The organism is Prochlorococcus sp. G5PB11 (assembly GCF_059772425.1).
This window is the reverse complement of sequence record NZ_CM186287.1, coordinates 1231859-1248371: the sequence shown is the minus strand read 5'-3', so window position 1 is coordinate 1248371 and position 16513 is coordinate 1231859. Positions and strand designations below refer to the sequence as shown.

16 protein-coding genes are annotated in these 16513 nt (G+C 36.1%); 7 read left to right on the top strand and 9 right to left on the bottom strand.

What is annotated here, in order from left to right; genetic code table 11:
- Positions 1-33: 33 nt before the first annotated feature.
- Positions 34-963: an acyl-CoA desaturase gene (locus tag AC6EI0_RS07340; RefSeq protein ID WP_498521932.1), complete on the bottom strand. Its 930-nt coding sequence runs from the start codon at positions 961-963 to the stop codon at positions 34-36.
- A gap of 127 nt (positions 964-1090) precedes the next feature.
- Between AC6EI0_RS07340 and AC6EI0_RS07335 the strand changes: the two genes are divergently transcribed.
- The 5 genes from AC6EI0_RS07335 (at position 1091) to AC6EI0_RS07315 (ending at position 6881) form a co-directional block, all read left to right on the top strand.
- Complete coding sequence (locus AC6EI0_RS07335) at positions 1091-1780, top strand: DUF8644 domain-containing protein (RefSeq protein WP_498523518.1); 690 nt, start codon at positions 1091-1093, stop codon at positions 1778-1780.
- A gap of 36 nt (positions 1781-1816) precedes the next feature.
- Positions 1817-3082: a methionine gamma-lyase family protein gene (locus AC6EI0_RS07330; RefSeq protein ID WP_498521931.1), complete on the top strand. Its 1266-nt coding sequence runs from the start codon at positions 1817-1819 to the stop codon at positions 3080-3082.
- Positions 3083-3103: 21 nt separating this feature from the next.
- Complete coding sequence (gcvH, locus tag AC6EI0_RS07325) at positions 3104-3490, top strand: glycine cleavage system protein GcvH (RefSeq protein WP_498520035.1); 387 nt, start codon at positions 3104-3106, stop codon at positions 3488-3490.
- Between the two features lie 101 nt (positions 3491-3591).
- Positions 3592-6498 (top strand): aminomethyl-transferring glycine dehydrogenase, encoded by a 2907-nt coding sequence (gene gcvP, locus AC6EI0_RS07320; protein ID WP_498521930.1) that lies wholly within the window; start codon positions 3592-3594, stop codon positions 6496-6498.
- 122 nt (positions 6499-6620) lie between these two features.
- Positions 6621-6881 carry a hypothetical protein gene (locus AC6EI0_RS07315; protein WP_498521929.1) on the top strand — a complete coding sequence of 87 codons (261 nt, stop codon included), beginning with the start codon at positions 6621-6623 and terminating at the stop codon, positions 6879-6881.
- A gap of 3 nt (positions 6882-6884) precedes the next feature.
- On the opposite strand, the gene AC6EI0_RS07310 is transcribed toward AC6EI0_RS07315, so the two are convergent.
- From AC6EI0_RS07310 to rpmI, 7 genes are all read right to left on the bottom strand, one after another.
- Positions 6885-8039, bottom strand: coding sequence for a glycosyltransferase family 4 protein (locus tag AC6EI0_RS07310; RefSeq protein ID WP_498521928.1), 1155 nt, complete (start codon positions 8037-8039; stop codon positions 6885-6887).
- A 36-nt stretch (positions 8040-8075) separates the two neighbouring features.
- Entirely contained in the window at positions 8076-9269 is a 1194-nt protein-coding gene (locus AC6EI0_RS07305) for an NAD-dependent epimerase/dehydratase family protein (RefSeq protein ID WP_498521927.1), read from the bottom strand.
- Between the two features lie 56 nt (positions 9270-9325).
- Entirely contained in the window at positions 9326-9493 is a 168-nt protein-coding gene (locus AC6EI0_RS07300) for a high light inducible protein (protein ID WP_498521926.1), read from the bottom strand.
- Between the two features lie 49 nt (positions 9494-9542).
- Positions 9543-10349, bottom strand: a complete 807-nt coding sequence (locus tag AC6EI0_RS07295; protein ID WP_498521925.1) for a thiazole synthase — start codon at positions 10347-10349, stop codon at positions 9543-9545.
- Between the two features lie 28 nt (positions 10350-10377).
- Positions 10378-10935: a tetratricopeptide repeat protein gene (locus tag AC6EI0_RS07290; RefSeq protein ID WP_498521924.1), complete on the bottom strand. Its 558-nt coding sequence runs from the start codon at positions 10933-10935 to the stop codon at positions 10378-10380.
- Between the two features lie 152 nt (positions 10936-11087).
- The gene (gene rplT, locus AC6EI0_RS07285) at positions 11088-11432 is read right to left on the bottom strand and encodes a 50S ribosomal protein L20 (RefSeq protein ID WP_498521923.1); all 345 of its coding nucleotides are present in this window, start codon (positions 11430-11432) and stop codon (positions 11088-11090) included.
- Positions 11433-11484: 52 nt separating this feature from the next.
- A complete protein-coding gene (gene rpmI / locus AC6EI0_RS07280; RefSeq protein WP_498461692.1) occupies positions 11485-11682 on the bottom strand; it encodes a 50S ribosomal protein L35 in 198 nt (65 codons plus the stop codon).
- A gap of 150 nt (positions 11683-11832) precedes the next feature.
- On the opposite strand from rpmI, the gene AC6EI0_RS07275 reads away from it, so the two are divergent.
- Positions 11833-13329: a SpoIID/LytB domain-containing protein gene (locus AC6EI0_RS07275; protein ID WP_498521922.1), complete on the top strand. Its 1497-nt coding sequence runs from the start codon at positions 11833-11835 to the stop codon at positions 13327-13329.
- 45 nt (positions 13330-13374) lie between these two features.
- Positions 13375-14691: a glycosyltransferase family 2 protein gene (locus AC6EI0_RS07270; RefSeq protein WP_498521921.1), complete on the top strand. Its 1317-nt coding sequence runs from the start codon at positions 13375-13377 to the stop codon at positions 14689-14691.
- A 14-nt stretch (positions 14692-14705) separates the two neighbouring features.
- Here AC6EI0_RS07270 and AC6EI0_RS07265 read toward each other — a convergent pair whose 3' ends face one another.
- Entirely contained in the window at positions 14706-16397 is a 1692-nt protein-coding gene (locus tag AC6EI0_RS07265) for a DNA polymerase III subunit gamma/tau (RefSeq protein WP_498521920.1), read from the bottom strand.
- Between the last annotated feature and the right edge of the window lie 116 nt (positions 16398-16513).

The window sequence follows — 16513 nt, the reverse complement described above, 5'->3', positions numbered from 1 at the left end:
AATGAATTAATACTTTGAATCATGTTGATAATATTACGATGCGATAGGTAGTCTTATTTTTTTAGCTAACCCAATTGCTTTCAAAAACCGTATGTGTTGCCAAGTTAGATCTATTTGCTTTCTTTGAAGGCCGTGCTTTGCAGAATTAGGAAAAGCATGATGATTATTATGCCAACCTTCACCAAATGTCAGCGCGGCTACCCATTTATTGTTTTTTGAATTGTCTCCACTCTCATATGCAGTAGTACCCCAGCAATGAGTGGCTGAGTTAACGAGCCAAGTTATGTGATAAACAAAAACAAGTCTTAGAGGAATCCCCCATAGGACCATTGACCATCCACCAACACCAGCTGATTGGCCAATTAAATAAAGCGTTGCCCCTAAAGGTATTTGCAAAAGTAAAAAATTTTTATTTAAGAAACGGTAGTAAGGATCTTTGATTAAATCTCCAGAAAGTCTCGGAACGGCTTTCATGGCAGGAACATCTTCAAACATCCATCCCATATGACTCCACCAAAATCCTTTGTTGCTGTCATGATGATCAGCTTCAGTATCGGAAAAAGTGTGATGATGCCTATGAAGACCAACCCAATCAATTGGTCCATGTTGGCAACTTAATGCTCCACAAGTTGCAAAAAATCTTTCAAGCCATTTTGGAACTTGAAAAGAACGATGTGATAGAAGGCGATGATATCCTGTGGTTACTCCCAAGCAAGCAGTTACCCAATACAAGAAAATAAATCCAGAAAATGCTAGCCAGCTCCAAAATTGAGGTTGTAAAGTAAATATTGTTAGAACGTGGATTGTCAACATAAATATGACTGTTCCCCATCTCCTCCTGGATCTTTGGTTCTGAATTCTTCTAGGTACATGCCCTTGGAGTTTTTTGGATGCAGCCATTGCTTTTTCAGCAGCAACTGGTTTTTTTAATGGAGCCGAAGCCTCGATTAAACTTGAAACCATTAGTGATCCGTCTACTTAGTGTATATAATATACGATAAGGATCCTAATCAGGTCTTGTGGTTAATCTTGAATGTGATTTGTGACCTCTTCTAGTTTCCGGGAGCAATTGAATGCAGGTAGAAGGGCGATGGCTCATCTTGTGCATGTCTGGCATGAGCGTAATGGCTGGTCTCATAAAGTTTTGCCTGTTTTGGCTGAATGCTTGGATTTAGGGAGGGTTCATAGTTCTCAGATTTCAAATTTAAGAAATGGAAAACTTGTATCTCCAAGTCCTGAAGTATTTTTTGCATTGGGTAAAGTAAATCAAGTACTTTTTCGTGGGTTAGAAAACATAGAAAATCAAATATCAAGCGTTCATCCTGAGCTGTATAAATCACTTCAAGAGTCGGCTATTGCTGTTGAGGGCAATAATGGTCACCCACTTTCTGCCGGGGACTTTTTTGAGATTTTTGTTGGTTTAGCTTCTCTACCTTCCTCTTTTGATTGGTTTATTGAGGAAGCTGAGGCTCCTGTGCTTAGTGCTGCTTTGGCTGATTATTTGTGTAAAGGTAGATCTTGGAGAATGTGTAGACAACAAGTTATGTCTGCATATCCAGTAAGTAAAAAACAACGAAGAGAAAGATTTGAAGCAGTTATGGCTGGTTTAAAAGATTACACCGCTGAAGAACTTGATGGTGAATTGTTAGATTTACATGAAACGAATAAATTGTTAAATACAAATAATTTGCAAGGTGCTGATGACTTTTTGGAAAATCTACGCCAAAGAGGTTTACTTCTTAAGGATCAAGAAAAATTAGAAATTATTTTTTCAGATTAACTTCCGAAAACTTTTTAAGCTATTTCAAAAGACAATATGTTCAAAAATTCTGCTAAAAATTTTATTGAAAATATAGAAAAAAAATTATATTTATCTATTAATGAAAAGACTGATAGTATAACATTTAAATTAGAAAAAGTATTAAAGGCTTTTTCTGATTCTCATTTAAATGTACAACATTTTGCCTCTATAACAGGATATGGGCATGGAGATTTAGGGAGAGATACCATTGATAAAATTTTTGCAGATATTTTAGATTGTGAAAAAGCAGCAGTAAGACTTCAGTTCGTAAGCGGAACACATGCTATTACGTCATCTTTGTTTGGTGTTTTAAGACCAGGAGATGATTTATTATCTGTTACCGGGAGGCCTTATGAATCACTTGAAGAAGTAATTGGATTAAGGGGAAATGGGCAAGGATCTTTGATTGATTTTGGTATTAACTATGAAGAAATATCTTTAAAAAACGATGGAAATATAGATTTTCTAGCTTTAGAAAAAGCTTTAAAGAAACCTAGAAAATTAATTTTTATACAACGTAGTTGTGGTTATACATGGCGTCCATCTTTGAGTATTGAAGTGATCAAGGAGATTTGTTATTTATGTCATAAGATGCAACCTAATTGTATTTGCTTTGTTGATAATTGCTATGGAGAATTCGTTGAAAATAAAGAACCAACGTCAGTAGGGGCAGATTTGATTGCAGGTTCTTTAATAAAAAATTTAGGGGGAACTATTGTTCCTACTGGTGGATATATTGCGGGGAAAACTGATTTGGTTGATAAAGCATGTTGCCGCTTGACTGCTCCAGGTATTGGATCTGAGGGTGGTGTTACTTTTGACTTAAATAGAACTATTTTACAAGGACTTTTTCTCGCACCTCAAATGGTTGCAGAGGCTTTAATTGGTGCTGAAATTATTGCAACTACATTTAGCGAATTAGGCTTTCAAGTGTTGCCAAAACCAGTCTCTATTCGAACTGATTTGATTCAAATAGTCAGAATAGGCGACCCAAAAATATTAAAAATTATTTGTAGGTCTTTTCAGGAAAAGTCACCTATTGGATCTTTTCTCGACCCTATACCTGCCCCAATGCCAGGATATGAAAATAACTTAGTCATGGCTGGAGGAACTTTTATAGATGGTAGTACTAGTGAATTTTCTGCTGATGCTCCTATGAAACCTCCATTTGATCTTTTTATTCAAGGAGGATCTCATCGCTCACATGTCAAAATTGCTTTGATTCATGCACTATCCAATTTATTTCAGGCAGGATTGATCAAATTGCCCCAGAATGATTAAGCGTTTTACGTTTTGACGCAAATGGCTTTTTCCTTTCCAAATCATTTTCGTTTTGCTGACAGTCATGAATATGCTTTTGCTGATGATGCTTTAGTTCGAATTGGTATCAGTGAATTTGCTGTAGATCAGTTAGGAGATATTGTTTTTGTTGATCTACCAGAAGAAGGCACTGCAATAGCCAAAGGAGAAAGCTTTGGCTCAGTTGAATCTGTAAAGGCTGTTGAAGATATGTATGCTCCAATAAGTGGGGAAATTGTTCATAGAAACAATTCTGTTTTGGCAAGTCCAGAGGAACTTCAGAATGATCCTCATGGCGAGGGGTGGTTATTAATAATTCGTCCTGATAACCCTGATCAATTAAAAGAGCTTATGGATTCAGAAAGTTATGCTAAGAAAATTGGTGAGTAAAATTTTACTGAATAATTTTTTCTTACAACAAATTGGGAAATTTTTCTCTACACTAGCCTTCTTTACAATAACTTAACTTGCTTGTGCTTGAGAACAAGCTCATGTCAAAAGCAGAATTAAAGGATCCAACTTTTAAGTCTCGCCATATAGGTCCCACTATTGAAGATGAAGCTTTAATGCTTCAAAAACTTGGTTTTCAAAATTCGGAAGAATTCATATCTTCTGTAATCCCTAATGAAATCTTTGATTCAGAGATTAATTGTGCTGCTATTCCAGATGGCTGTGATCAAAATGAAGCGTTAAAAGAAATTAATATAATTGCAAAGAAAAATGTTGAATATCGCTCGTTAATTGGCCTTGGTTATCATTCAACAGTCATACCTCCAGTTGTACAAAGAAATGTTCTGGAAAATCCAAATTGGTATACGGCTTATACACCATATCAAGCAGAAATATCGCAAGGCAGATTAGAGGCTTTATTTAATTTTCAGACTTTAATAAGTGAATTAACAGGTCTCCCCATATCAAACGCTTCTTTGCTTGATGAATCAACTGCAGCAGCTGAGGCAATAAGTTTGAGTTTGGCTGTTAGGAAAAACAAAAAAGCTAATAAATTTTTAGTAGATCAAGAAGTTTTGCCTCAAACTTTTGATGTATTAAAAACTCGTTGTGAACCACTAGGAATTCGATTGGAGGTATTTGATAACAACAACTTTGAGATAGACAATAATGTCTTCGGAATACTTATTCAATTACCTGGCAAAAATGGTCGGATTTGGGATCCAACTTCAATAATTAATCAGGTACATGAATGCGATGCAATTGCAACTATTGCAATCGATCCATTGGCTCAAGTTTTGATTAAACCCATGGGAGAGTTCGGTGCTGACATTGTCGTTGGAAGTGCGCAAAGATTCGGAGTTCCTATTGCATTTGGTGGACCACATGCAGCTTTTTTTGCAACAAAAGAAATATATAAAAGGCAAATACCAGGAAGAATAGTTGGCCAGTCAGTTGACTTAGAAGGCAATCAAGCTTTGAGGCTTGCCCTTCAAACTAGAGAGCAACATATTCGAAGAGATAAAGCAACTAGTAACATTTGTACTGCTCAAGTCCTATTGGCTGTTCTTTCTTCTTTTTATGCAGTACATCATGGTCCAAATGGTCTTGAACAAATAGCAAAAAAGATTGTTAAACATAGATCATATTTTGAATCTATCATAAGTAATCTTGAATATCCTTTAGATAGATATTCCAGGTTTGATAGTATAGATATTTACTGTCCAGAAGCATCAAAAGTTGTTCAGTTAGCTTCCAAAGAAGGATATAATCTTAGAGTGCTTCCTATCGGATCAGATATTATAAATGCCAAAGGCTTTGGTGTGACTTTTGATGAATTAACTTGTGATGAAGAAATTTATAAATTACATCAAATACTTGCAAAGGCTAAAGGTAAAAATATCAATGATTTATCTATATTAATTGATGAAAATGAACTTTTAATAGATATTCCACTGCGCGAAAAACCTTGGCTTCAACAACCGGTATTTAATAAATACCAAAGCGAGACTGATTTAATGAGATATATACATTTTTTAGTGTCGAAAGATTTTTCTTTAGTTCAAGGAATGATTCCTCTTGGAAGTTGCACAATGAAATTGAATGCAGCGGCTGAACTTTTACCCATTGAATGGAACGAGTTCGCTTCTCTTCATCCTTTTGCTCCTCAAGGTCAATTAATGGGTTTCCAGGAGATAATTAATGATCTTGAAGATTGGCTAGCTGCTTTAACTGGCTTTCAGGGAGTTTCGCTTCAGCCCAATGCAGGTTCACAAGGAGAATTTGCTGGTTTGCTTGTAATACGTTCATGGCATCAGTCTCTTGGAGAGGTGCATAGAAATATTTGCTTGATCCCAACAAGTGCACATGGCACCAATCCAGCTAGCGCAGTCATGTCTGGCTTTAAAGTTGTTTCTGTTAAATGTGACGACTACGGTAATGTTGATCTAGAAGATCTAAGAAGTAAAGCAAAGATTCATTCAAATAATTTAGCTGCTTTGATGGTTACATATCCTTCAACTCATGGAGTATTTGAACCAAATATTCGTGAAATGTGCCAAATCATTCATCAAGAGGGAGGTCAAGTCTATTTAGATGGTGCCAATCTGAATGCTCAAGTAGGTATTTGCAGGCCTGGATCTTACGGCATAGATGTGTGCCATTTAAATCTTCATAAAACTTTTTCTATTCCTCATGGAGGAGGAGGCCCAGGAGTGGGTCCCATAGCTGTGGCAAGTCATTTGGTCCCTTATCTCCCTGGACATTCAATTGTTAAGTGTGGAGGCGAAAAGGCTATTTCAGCAGTCTCAGCCGCTCCATTTGGCAGTGCCGGAATATTACCCATCAGTTGGATGTACATTCGGATGATGGGTAGAGATGGGTTACGCAAAGCAAGTTCAATCGCAATTCTCTCTGCTAATTATTTGGCAAAACGACTTGATCCTCATTATCCAGTCCTGTTTAAGGATCCGAATGGTTTAGTAGCTCATGAATGCATACTAGATTTGAGACCTTTAAAGAGTCAGTTAGGAATCGAAGTTGAAGATGTTGCTAAGAGATTGATGGATTATGGATTTCATGCTCCAACCATAAGTTGGCCTGTTGCTGGAACTTTGATGGTTGAACCAACAGAAAGTGAAAGTTTGACTGAACTAGATCGTTTTTGTGAAGCGATGATAGGAATAAGAGAAGAAATCGAACAAATAAAATTAGGAAAGCTTGATCCTATTAATAATCCTTTAAAACAATCTCCCCATACTTTAAAAACAGTCACATCTGATGATTGGGATAGACCGTATTCTCGTAAAGAAGCAGCTTACCCATTGCCAGATCAAGAAAAATATAAGTTTTGGCCATCAGTTTCACGTATAAATAATGCTTATGGAGACAGGAATTTAATATGTAGTTGTCCTTCTGTTGAGGATTTAGAAAATATTAATTCTCTGTGAAGACTGGTTAAAACTTGTTTTATTAGTTAAATTTCAAGCGAAAACCAAATTATGGGTTTTATTAGGCTGTTTTGCAATTTTTTTATTAATTTTGCCGCAGCTTTAAATTACATGGGGACCAAATGAACAACAAGACATCTTTTGATCTTCCAGATCAAAAGAATAAAAAGGATGACTTGTCCTTGCCCTCTTTTTCTAATTGCTTTGAGTCTGTTTTAAATAAAGGAGAACTTTTACAAGTTGCTGGAACAAATGTAGTTCGAGTCCCATTTGGGGTTCGTCAGCCGAAGAAACAAAGGCCCGCCAAGCTTTCTACATGGGCAACTTTGGTATTACCTTTGCAATCATTTGATTCTCCAACACCACCTCCTCATGCTGCTTGAAAACTAGGCAGCAAGCTTGGATTTTGATTGTTTTTGATCTAATACGCCTTCGTAATAACGTCTTAATTGTTTTGTAGCTCCTGCCCAACCCCATCGTTCCGCTTCTGAACGAGCTGCTTTTCTCATTGCAGTACGTTCTACCTCGTTCCCTAATAACTTCTTTGTAGCCTCAATTAAACTTAAAGCCCCATCATCATCTCCATCGGGATTGTATAAACATCCATTTTTTCCATCTGAAATGATATCTGGGATTCCACCTTTATTTGCTCCTACTACTGGGCATCCAGCAGCCATTGCTTCTAAAAGAACTAATCCCAAAGTTTCTGTACTTGAAGGAAATAAGAAAGCATCTCCAGATGCATAAGCACTTGCTAATTCATTCCCACTTAGATATCCCACAAATGTAGTAGAGGTTCCCTGGAAAAATTTTTCCAATTGTTGTCTGTGTGGACCGTCTCCAACAAGAGCTAGTCGAGTGCTTGGCAATGCCTCAAGTACAGGTCTTATTCTTTCAATTTGCTTTTCGGCTGAGAGTCTACCGACGTATATCAATAAAGATCCTTCATCACTAAAGTTTCCTAAAAGACGCTTTCTCATTTGTTCGTCTCTTAGTTCTGGTTTAAAAATGTCTGTATCAACTCCCCGTTGCCATAAAGCAGTATTTTGAATTCCTTTTTCTGAGAGCTCTTGCACCATTGCAGTGGAAGTACACAGATTTAGGGTTGCTTGATTATGAGCGGCTTTTAACAATTCCCATAAAAGTGGCTCTAACATCCCCATTCCATAGTGCTCTAAGTACTTAGGTAAATGAGTATGGTAACTGGCTACAAGTGGAATATTGTTTGTTTTGGCTAACCAAATACCTCCCAATCCAAGCACAGCAGGATTAACGACATGAATGAGGTCTGGTTTAAAATTGTCTAATTCATCTGAAACACCTGGACCAGGCAACCCTAATTTGAGTTCTGGATAGAGGGGTAATGGCATCGCGGGAACACCTATAACTTTTGCACCCATGTAGCTGGATGGACAGCCCTCTGGACAAAAAATGGTAACCTCATCACCTGACTCAACTAAATTTTGAATTGTTTTAGTTAGACGCGTTACTATCCCATCAACTTTTGGTAGGAAAGTTTCTGTAAAGAAAGCTATTTTCACTGAGCGTGTCGGTTCAAGATTTTGTTTTAATTAGGTTTAGGATTTATTGATTGCTTTTGCTTGGGTTGATGTCCATGCAGATACACAAGGTATTCGTTTTAAATCACATCTATTAGAGAATTTTTTCGCGACATTAACAACTTCCTCTAAAAGTCCATTATCGAGAGTGGTGGGGTCTAATCCCAGCTCAATAAAACATCGATTATCAACTATTAAATCATTTTCTACTGCTTCGTTTCTTGGATTTGGAAGATAATCAATTTTCGCTCCAGTAAGAGATGCTACTTTTTTTGCTAATTCCCCAACTTGGTGACTTTCAGTCATTTGGTTGAAAATTTTCACCCTTTCACCTTTTTCTGGAGGGTTCTCCAGTGCAAGCTGAACACATTTTACTGAATCTTGAATATGAATAAAAGCTCTTGTTTGTCCACCCGTACCATGGACTGTTAATGGATATCCAATGGCAGCCTGCATTAAAAATCGATTTAATACTGTCCCGTAATCACCGTCATAGTCGAATCGATTAGTCAGTCTTGGGTCACGGCTTGTGACATCAGTATTTGTTCCCCATACAATTCCCTGATGCAAATCAGTGATTCTGATCTGATCGTTTTTGTTGTAGTAAAGAAAAAGCAATTGATCAAGCGTTTTTGTCATGTGATAAACGCTTCCAGGACTGGCTGGATGTAAGATCTCCTCTTCAAATCGACTACCATCTGGTTGGGGTACTTCCACTTTTAAGTAACCTTCAGGAATGGTTGCGCCTCTATGGGAGCCATAGCCATATACCCCCATTGTACCAAGATGAACAATGTGAATATCTAATTGAGATTCAACAATTGCCGCCAAGAGATTATGAGTACCATTGACATTGTTATCAACCGTATATCTCTTTGTTGCGCTGCTTTTCATGGAATATGGAGCAGCTCGCTGTTCAGCAAAATGAATTATTGAATTAGGCTTTTCCTCGATCAAAAGATCTAAAAGCTTTTGATATTCAGAGGCAAGGTCTAAATGAATAAATTTAATAGGCCTTCCACCTATCTCAGACCAAGCTTTAATCCTTTCACCAATACTTGTTATTGGAGTTAAGGATTCAACTTCAAGGTCTATATCGATTTTGCGACGACTGAGATTATCCACGATGAATACATCATGACCCTTGTCAGCAAGATTGACTGCACAAGGCCATCCGCAGAAGCCGTCACCACCAAGAACGAAAACTTTCACTCTAAACTCCTAAAGAAAGAGCAAATGCTCATTTTATTCAAGCTACTACAAGGGTTTCACTTGATTGTTAAAGAATATGCGATAAGCCCAATTACAAGGATAACTCCAGCAAGGGTAAAAAGCCAAGAACCTTTGTTGCCACTGCTTTTTTTTGTAAGGATTTCAATTCTTGGTTCATCCGCAAAAACGTTAAGCCTGCCTTGACTTTCCTTAGTGACTGCCATGTTTTTTTGTTTATTAGCCTATAACGTTACTAATTTTTAACGAATTACTCTAATTTTTTGAAATAACTCCATCTGACGGAGAACTTGGATAAGCAAGTTGGCTCTCTTGGAGCCTTCCAGATAAAAAAGCTTCTCTGCCAGCTTCAGTTGCCTTTGAGAAGGCTTGAGCCATTAATTCTGGGTCTTTTGCTAAAGCAATAGCACTATTGATTAGAACCCCATCAGCACCCATTTCCAATGCTTGAGCTGCTTCACTTGGAACTCCAATACCTGCATCAACAATAATTGGAATATGAGATTCTTCGATAATCATGGCAATGTTTGCTGCATTTTTTATGCCTTGAGCCGATCCAATAGGGGAACCAAGAGGCATAACAGTTGCACATCCAATTTCTTCAAGTTGCTTGGCAATTAATGGATCAGAATTGATATATGGAAGAACAGTAAATCCTTCTTTAACTAATTTTTCTGCTGCTTTTAAAGTTCCAATCGGGTCTGGTAATAAATATTTTTTGTTAGGAATAACCTCTAATTTGACAAAATTATTATTCTCCTGACCTGATAACTTTGCTAATTCTCGGCCCATTCTTGCCACTCGAATAGCTTCTTCAGCATTTGTGCATCCTGCAGTGTTTGGGAGCATCCATATACTTTGCCAGTCTATTGATTCCATTAATCCTTTATGTCCATTTTCTAGTCCTTGAATTCTTCTGACTGCGACAGTAACTATTTCACATTTTGTATTTACTATGCTTTTTTGCATTACCTCTAAGGATGAGTACTTACCAGTTCCTATAAGCAATCGACTGTTGAATTCTTTATTTCCTATTTTGAGCAATTGATTTGTTTTATGCATGGGTAATATATGAAGAGTTAAGATTTACTCAGAAACCTTTTTTATTCAATAATTGATCTTTATCTTTTCCAATTATACGTTCAAGTCTTTTAATTTGAGAGATTGCAGTTTTGTTTTTTGGATCTAGTTTTAAGACCTCTTGATAATTTTTATAAGCTTCATCTTCTTTTAGTAAACGTTGATATGCAAAACCGAGATTATTTAGTGCAACAGGATATTCAGATTTTGCTGTTAATGCTTTTTTGTAGTGAATTACTGCTGATTTAAAGTCATTTTGAGCTGCAAGTGCAAATCCTAATGCATTCTCTATAAGTGCTTTAGCTTCTTTTGGTTCGCCATCAAGTTTCTTTAGGGCTTGTTTTAAAGTTGATGTGGCTTGAGGATACAATCTTTTCTTTAATTGAACAGATGCTAACTCATACATTTTAGCTGAATCTTCTTTTGTATTTGAATCTTCTTTTTCTAATTTTATTAGCTTCAATTCATCCTTTCGTACTTTAAATAGTTGCCTCCCTACTAAAATAGCAATAATTACTAATAGCAAACAAAGTCCTATTAAATAAGTTTGAGGAAGATCAATAATCATAATCTAAAACTCAAGTACTAGTTTGTTAATTTTATAGTAATTATTTATGATTAGCATATTCTTAATTTTTGGAATTTCTTCTGTATTCTTTTATCTTAATTAATCATTTCTACAGAGTTTAAAAAAGTAAAAACAATACTCAAGCACATTTATCATTTTGAATTAGCTGCAATATTTGTGAATGTTTGAGGATCTGTTACTGCTAATTGAGCCAACATTTTTCTGTTGATTCTTACATCTGCTTTCTTTAATCCACCCATAAATTTACTGTAACTTAGCCCATTTAATCTTGCAGCTGCATTGATCCTTGCAATCCAAAGTCTTCTGAAATCACGCTTTCTTCTTCTTCTGTCTCTATAAGCGTTACAAAGAGCTTTCATTACTCTTTGATTTGCAGTTCGGAACAGAGTTCCATTCCCTCCTCTAAAACCTCTGGCTAGACGAAGGATTTTGTTTCTACGTTTTCGAGCAACATTACCTCTTTTAACTCGTGCCATAATTAAAAATTAGAAATCAAAAAATTGAACTAATAAACGTTCCGAAGAAGTCTTAAGCATAGGGAAGCATAAGGCTTACGTTGTCTGCATCACGTTCGTCTACGACTGCTTTTGTTTTAAGGTGCCTTTTTAATTTAGGACTCTTATGGTCGAGTAAGTGATTGTGAAACGCACGACGTCTCATGAACTTGCCAGTGCCTGTTGCTTTGAACCGCTTTGCAGCAGCTTTGCGGGTCTTGAGCTTTGGCATTGATAAAGCGTGGTTAGTCTATAAGAATACGTCCTTGAGCTCACTTAAGCCAACCCAAAATTATTAAATTCTTGCTGGAAGGAGACTTTTGTTGTGATTAAAAGCTATTTACGCGCAAAAAAGCGTTTTTTTGTTTTAGGTTTTTTTCTCTTGATTGGGTTTCATCCTTACTATCAAGTCTCTATTGCGAATTCTCGCAAAGTTAAGTTTTTTGCAACTCATCAGTCGCCACCAGATACACCTTCAATAAGTTTAGAAAAAAATGTACTTCTTGTTGGGATTAAGCCATACATGGGAAAGGAAATCATGAATGACAATTTTTCGCCAGTTTTGAACCTTTTAAGTAATGGTAGAAACTTGATTTTGAGAGATGCGAATGGAGTAGTTCGAAAAGCTAAAGAAATTAACATTGGTTGGGGAGCAAAACAATTAATAAATCCACAAGTGTTTGCTCGAAATAAAATTGGCCCCTTCTCAAGTTTCGAGTCTGCTGAAAGGCTGGCAAATGATTTAAAAGATAAAGGTATTGAATCAGTGATTGCTCATCCGTTGGATTGGGAAGTTTGGGTCTCAGGTGAGATCAAGATTCCACGATCTATTAAATCGACTTATCAGAAAATAAAAGTTTCAAAGATTGTTTTTCCTTATTTAGATGGAAGTAGTGGGAAGATTGCCCTCAAGGGTCCTATCTCTTTGCAAGCACCTGATGGGTTGCGCTGGGGGAAGGGGATATATTTCGGTCCGTTTTCAATCCAGTCAGATGCTTATGGAACTTGGACATTAGTTGAACATGTACCTATCGAGAGATATTTAAATGGAGTAGTTCCTCACGAAATAGGCGCCAGCTCTCCTGAAGAAGCACTTGCAGCGCAGGCAATATTAGCTAGAACATGGGCCTTCGCTAATAGTCATAGATTCAAAGTTGATGGATACAATCTCTGTAGCGATACGCAATGTCAGGTTTATAAGAATCCATCTAAGGCCGATCAAAAAATTAAAACAGCCATTAAAAAAACTACTGGTAAAATTCTTACTTGGAATCAAAAGCCAATAAATACTGTTTATCACGCAACAAATGGAGGGGTAATGGCTTCTGTCGAGGAAGCATGGTCAATTAATCAAGTTCCATACTTGAAAATGCGCTTGGATGGACCAAAGCATTGGACGCGGACGGTTAATTTACCTCTATCAAATGAGAAATACCTGAGATCTTTTTTGTTTTCAAAGTCTGAGGCTTTTGGTTCTGATCATCCACTTTTTAGATGGGAGAGAACGCTAGACGCCTCTAAAATAGCTAAACAGCTAAATCAAGCTCAAAAAGTTAGAACCACTTTTTACCCAAGAAAAATTAAGGTTGTCAGTCGAGGAAGTAGTGGTCGAGTGACTTCGTTAAAAATTGACGGACATACTGGCACAGAAATCTTTCTTAAACTTGATGACATTCGTGGTGTCTTAAGACAATTACCAAGCACGTTATTTGTTGTTAAAGAAATTAAAGAAGGTAAATGGCTTTTTTCTGGTGGAGGTTTTGGCCATGGAGCAGGAATGTCTCAGTCTGGGGCTATAGATTTAGCAAAAAATGGATGGACTACCAAACAAATTCTTTCTCATTATTATCCAAATACTAAATATGGATTTTTGCCTTAGTGATGAAAGACTCTTAGAGTCATTAGTTGATAAAAGGACTACTCCATGGCTTTAGCCAAAATCAGTGGAGAAAACCGACGCACTAAATCAATATTGTTTTTGATTTGCTGCGCTTTGGTAGGAATTTTCCCTCATTTGCTAGAGCCTAGCAATAATTTATTCCCGTCCATTACTTTGGCTGTCTTGCTGGGTGGCTATGGTTTAAGGGTCGTTTTACGAGAGAGTAGGCAAAGTTATCAATTACAAAAAGAGTATCTAATCAATAATGAAACTTTTTTTGAAACTCTTCCTAAAGTTGATGTGTTGGTGGCAGCCCGCGATGAAGAAAATGTAATAGAGCGATTAGTTTCAAGACTTTTATCAATTGAATATCCAGAGGACAAGCTTTCTCTATGGATCATTGATGATGGGAGTCAAGATCGTACCCCTTATTTATTACAAAAATTACGTACAACTTTCTCTAGGATTAATGTGTTAAGTCGTCCATTAATGAGTGGTGGCGGTAAATCAGGTGCCTTGAATTCTGTATTGACTAAAACTGATGGAGAATGGTTATTTATTCTTGATGCTGATGCACAATTACACAGCAATGTATTACTTAGGGCAGTAGCCCTTGCTTTGAATGGTGGATGGTCTGGTGTGCAGTTAAGGAAATCAGTCGTGAATTGTGAGTTAAATCAAATTGCTGTGTATCAAGCAATGGAGATGGCCATGGATGCTGTTATTCAACGAGGCAGACTTGCTTGTGGTGGGGTTTCGGAGTTAAGAGGTAATGGTCAATTAATCAATAGAAAAGTTCTTGAATCATGTGGAGGATTTAATGAACAAACTATCACTGATGATTTAGATCTAAGTTTCCGGTTTTTATTAACTCGATCACCAATCGTAATCATGTGGGATCCACCTATTCAAGAGGAAGCAGTGGAATCCTTGTCGGCTTTGTTTCGACAAAGAAAAAGGTGGGCTGAAGGTGGCTTACAAAGGTTTTTTGATTATTGGCCCTTATTGTTCTCCAAACGACTATCCAACTTTAAAAAAATAGATTTATCTTGTTTTTTCTTATTACAATATGTCTTACCAGTTGTATCATTTATAGATTGTCTTGTATCAATTATCTTATTTGAAATGCCACTATATTGGCCTTTATCTATTGTTGCATTTGGTATTTCTAGTATAGCTTATTGGAAAGGATGTTCTCAAAATAGTGAAGGTCCAAACTTACCATCTCCTAATTTTATTAATATACTTGGAGCAACAATTTACCTTGCACATTGGTTTATTGTCATACCATTTATAGTCATTAAGATGTCATTATTTCGTAAGACATTAATTTGGGAAAAAACCGATCACATTGGATCTTGATTGAATTATTTTAATCATTCAAGATTGATAATTTCGCCATTAAAAAAATCTGCAAATTGCTTCGCTTTTTGATCAATAGAATTTGTCTCTAAATTATTTTTTGACTCTACTCTCTCTTCTTTTAAATTACTTTTATCTAGATTTTTATCAATTTTAAATTGATTGCTTGGTTCTAATTTTTGTGAAATTTTTTTTTCTTTTTTATTATTAGAAAGACTATCATTTTGTTGTATTAAAAGAACTTTGGTTGATGACCCTGTTGCTTTATAAAAAGCATCTTCAATAAGATTTTTACGACTTTGAATCATATTTATCCATTTTTCTGAGATTGCTATTTCAGCAGAATCTGAGTTAAAATTTATTAATTTAGCTTGTTGTGAAAGTAGCATTTTTGTTGAAGGAAGCTCAAGCATAGCTATAACTTTTTCCCAGATTTGATCAAGATTTATTTCTTTAATGGGTTTCGATTCTTTTTGAAGGTAGTTTTCCTCAATTTTTTCTTTTTTGTTAATTGAAGCTATATGCTCTGATGTATTTTTTCCAGGATCAGAATTATTTGAGATAGTTTCTCCTCTAATGGATTCTTTGATCCTTTGAAAATCTTTGAAATCTTCTTCTGAAAGCATTCCAAGTAAATGAATTTCTAACCACAATCTAGGTTGATTACTATTTCTAATATGGTTTTCTGAGCCTTTTAATTTAGACTGTAGGCTTAGTATTTGATCAAGATTAATAGACTTTGCTAAGTCATTTAAACCTTCTCTATTCTCTTGAGAAATTTCACATAAATCAGTTGGTTGATTTGTGACTTTTGTGACAACTAAGTCTCTTAATATAGATGCTATTCCTTGTAAAATTGCAATTGGCTCTTTCCCTGTATTAATTAGGCGATTGCAAATATTTAAAATAGAATTAGGATCTTTCTTTATTAACGATTTAGCCAATATTAGCAATTCTTCTTCTGGTACAGCCCCTATAAGATTAATGATATTTGATTGAGTTATTGGCGGAGAAAGTAAGCTGACTTGATCAAGTAAGCTTTCTGCATCTCTTAATCCCCCTTGGGAATGCTTCGCAATTAATGAGATCGCTTCTTCGTTGATTACTATTTTTTCTTTTTTAGCAATACTGGTTAGATGACTTTCTAAATCACCCAGACCTATTCTTCGAAAATCAAAGCGCATACATCTACTAAGAATTGTAGGTAAAACGCGTTGGGGATCTGTTGTCGCAAGAATAAAGACTACTTGTCGAGGAGGTTCCTCTAATGTTTTTAGAAGTGCATTAAAAGCCGCAGTTGAAAGCATATGACATTCATCTATTACATAGACTTTCCAGCGAGCTTTTGCAGGAGCAAATCTAGACCTTTCTATTAGTTCACGAATATTTTCAACACCCGTATTAGAGGCTGCATCAATTTCAATTACATCCAAAGCATTCCCAGCATTAATTCCTTTGCATAAGTCACATTTTCCGCATGGCTCGGTTGTAGCTTTTTCACTTTTTAAGCAATTCAAAGATTTAGCGAAAATTCTTGCACTGGATGTTTTTCCTGTTCCTCTAGGTCCAGAAAATATATAGGCAGGGGCTATACGGTTGGTGATTAATGCTTGTTTTAGTGTGGCTGTGATGGGATCCTGACCCACAAGCTCGTCAAAGCTTGTGGGTCTATATTTATGGTGTAGTGGTTCATAAATATTTATCATTTGTACTTACAGATAAATATGAATTTGATATTCGTTTTTTTGATCATATTCTAAGTTGATAATTATTGCTGAAATATTTGACTAACTTTATTTTTAAAAATTTTCTAATTGCTCTA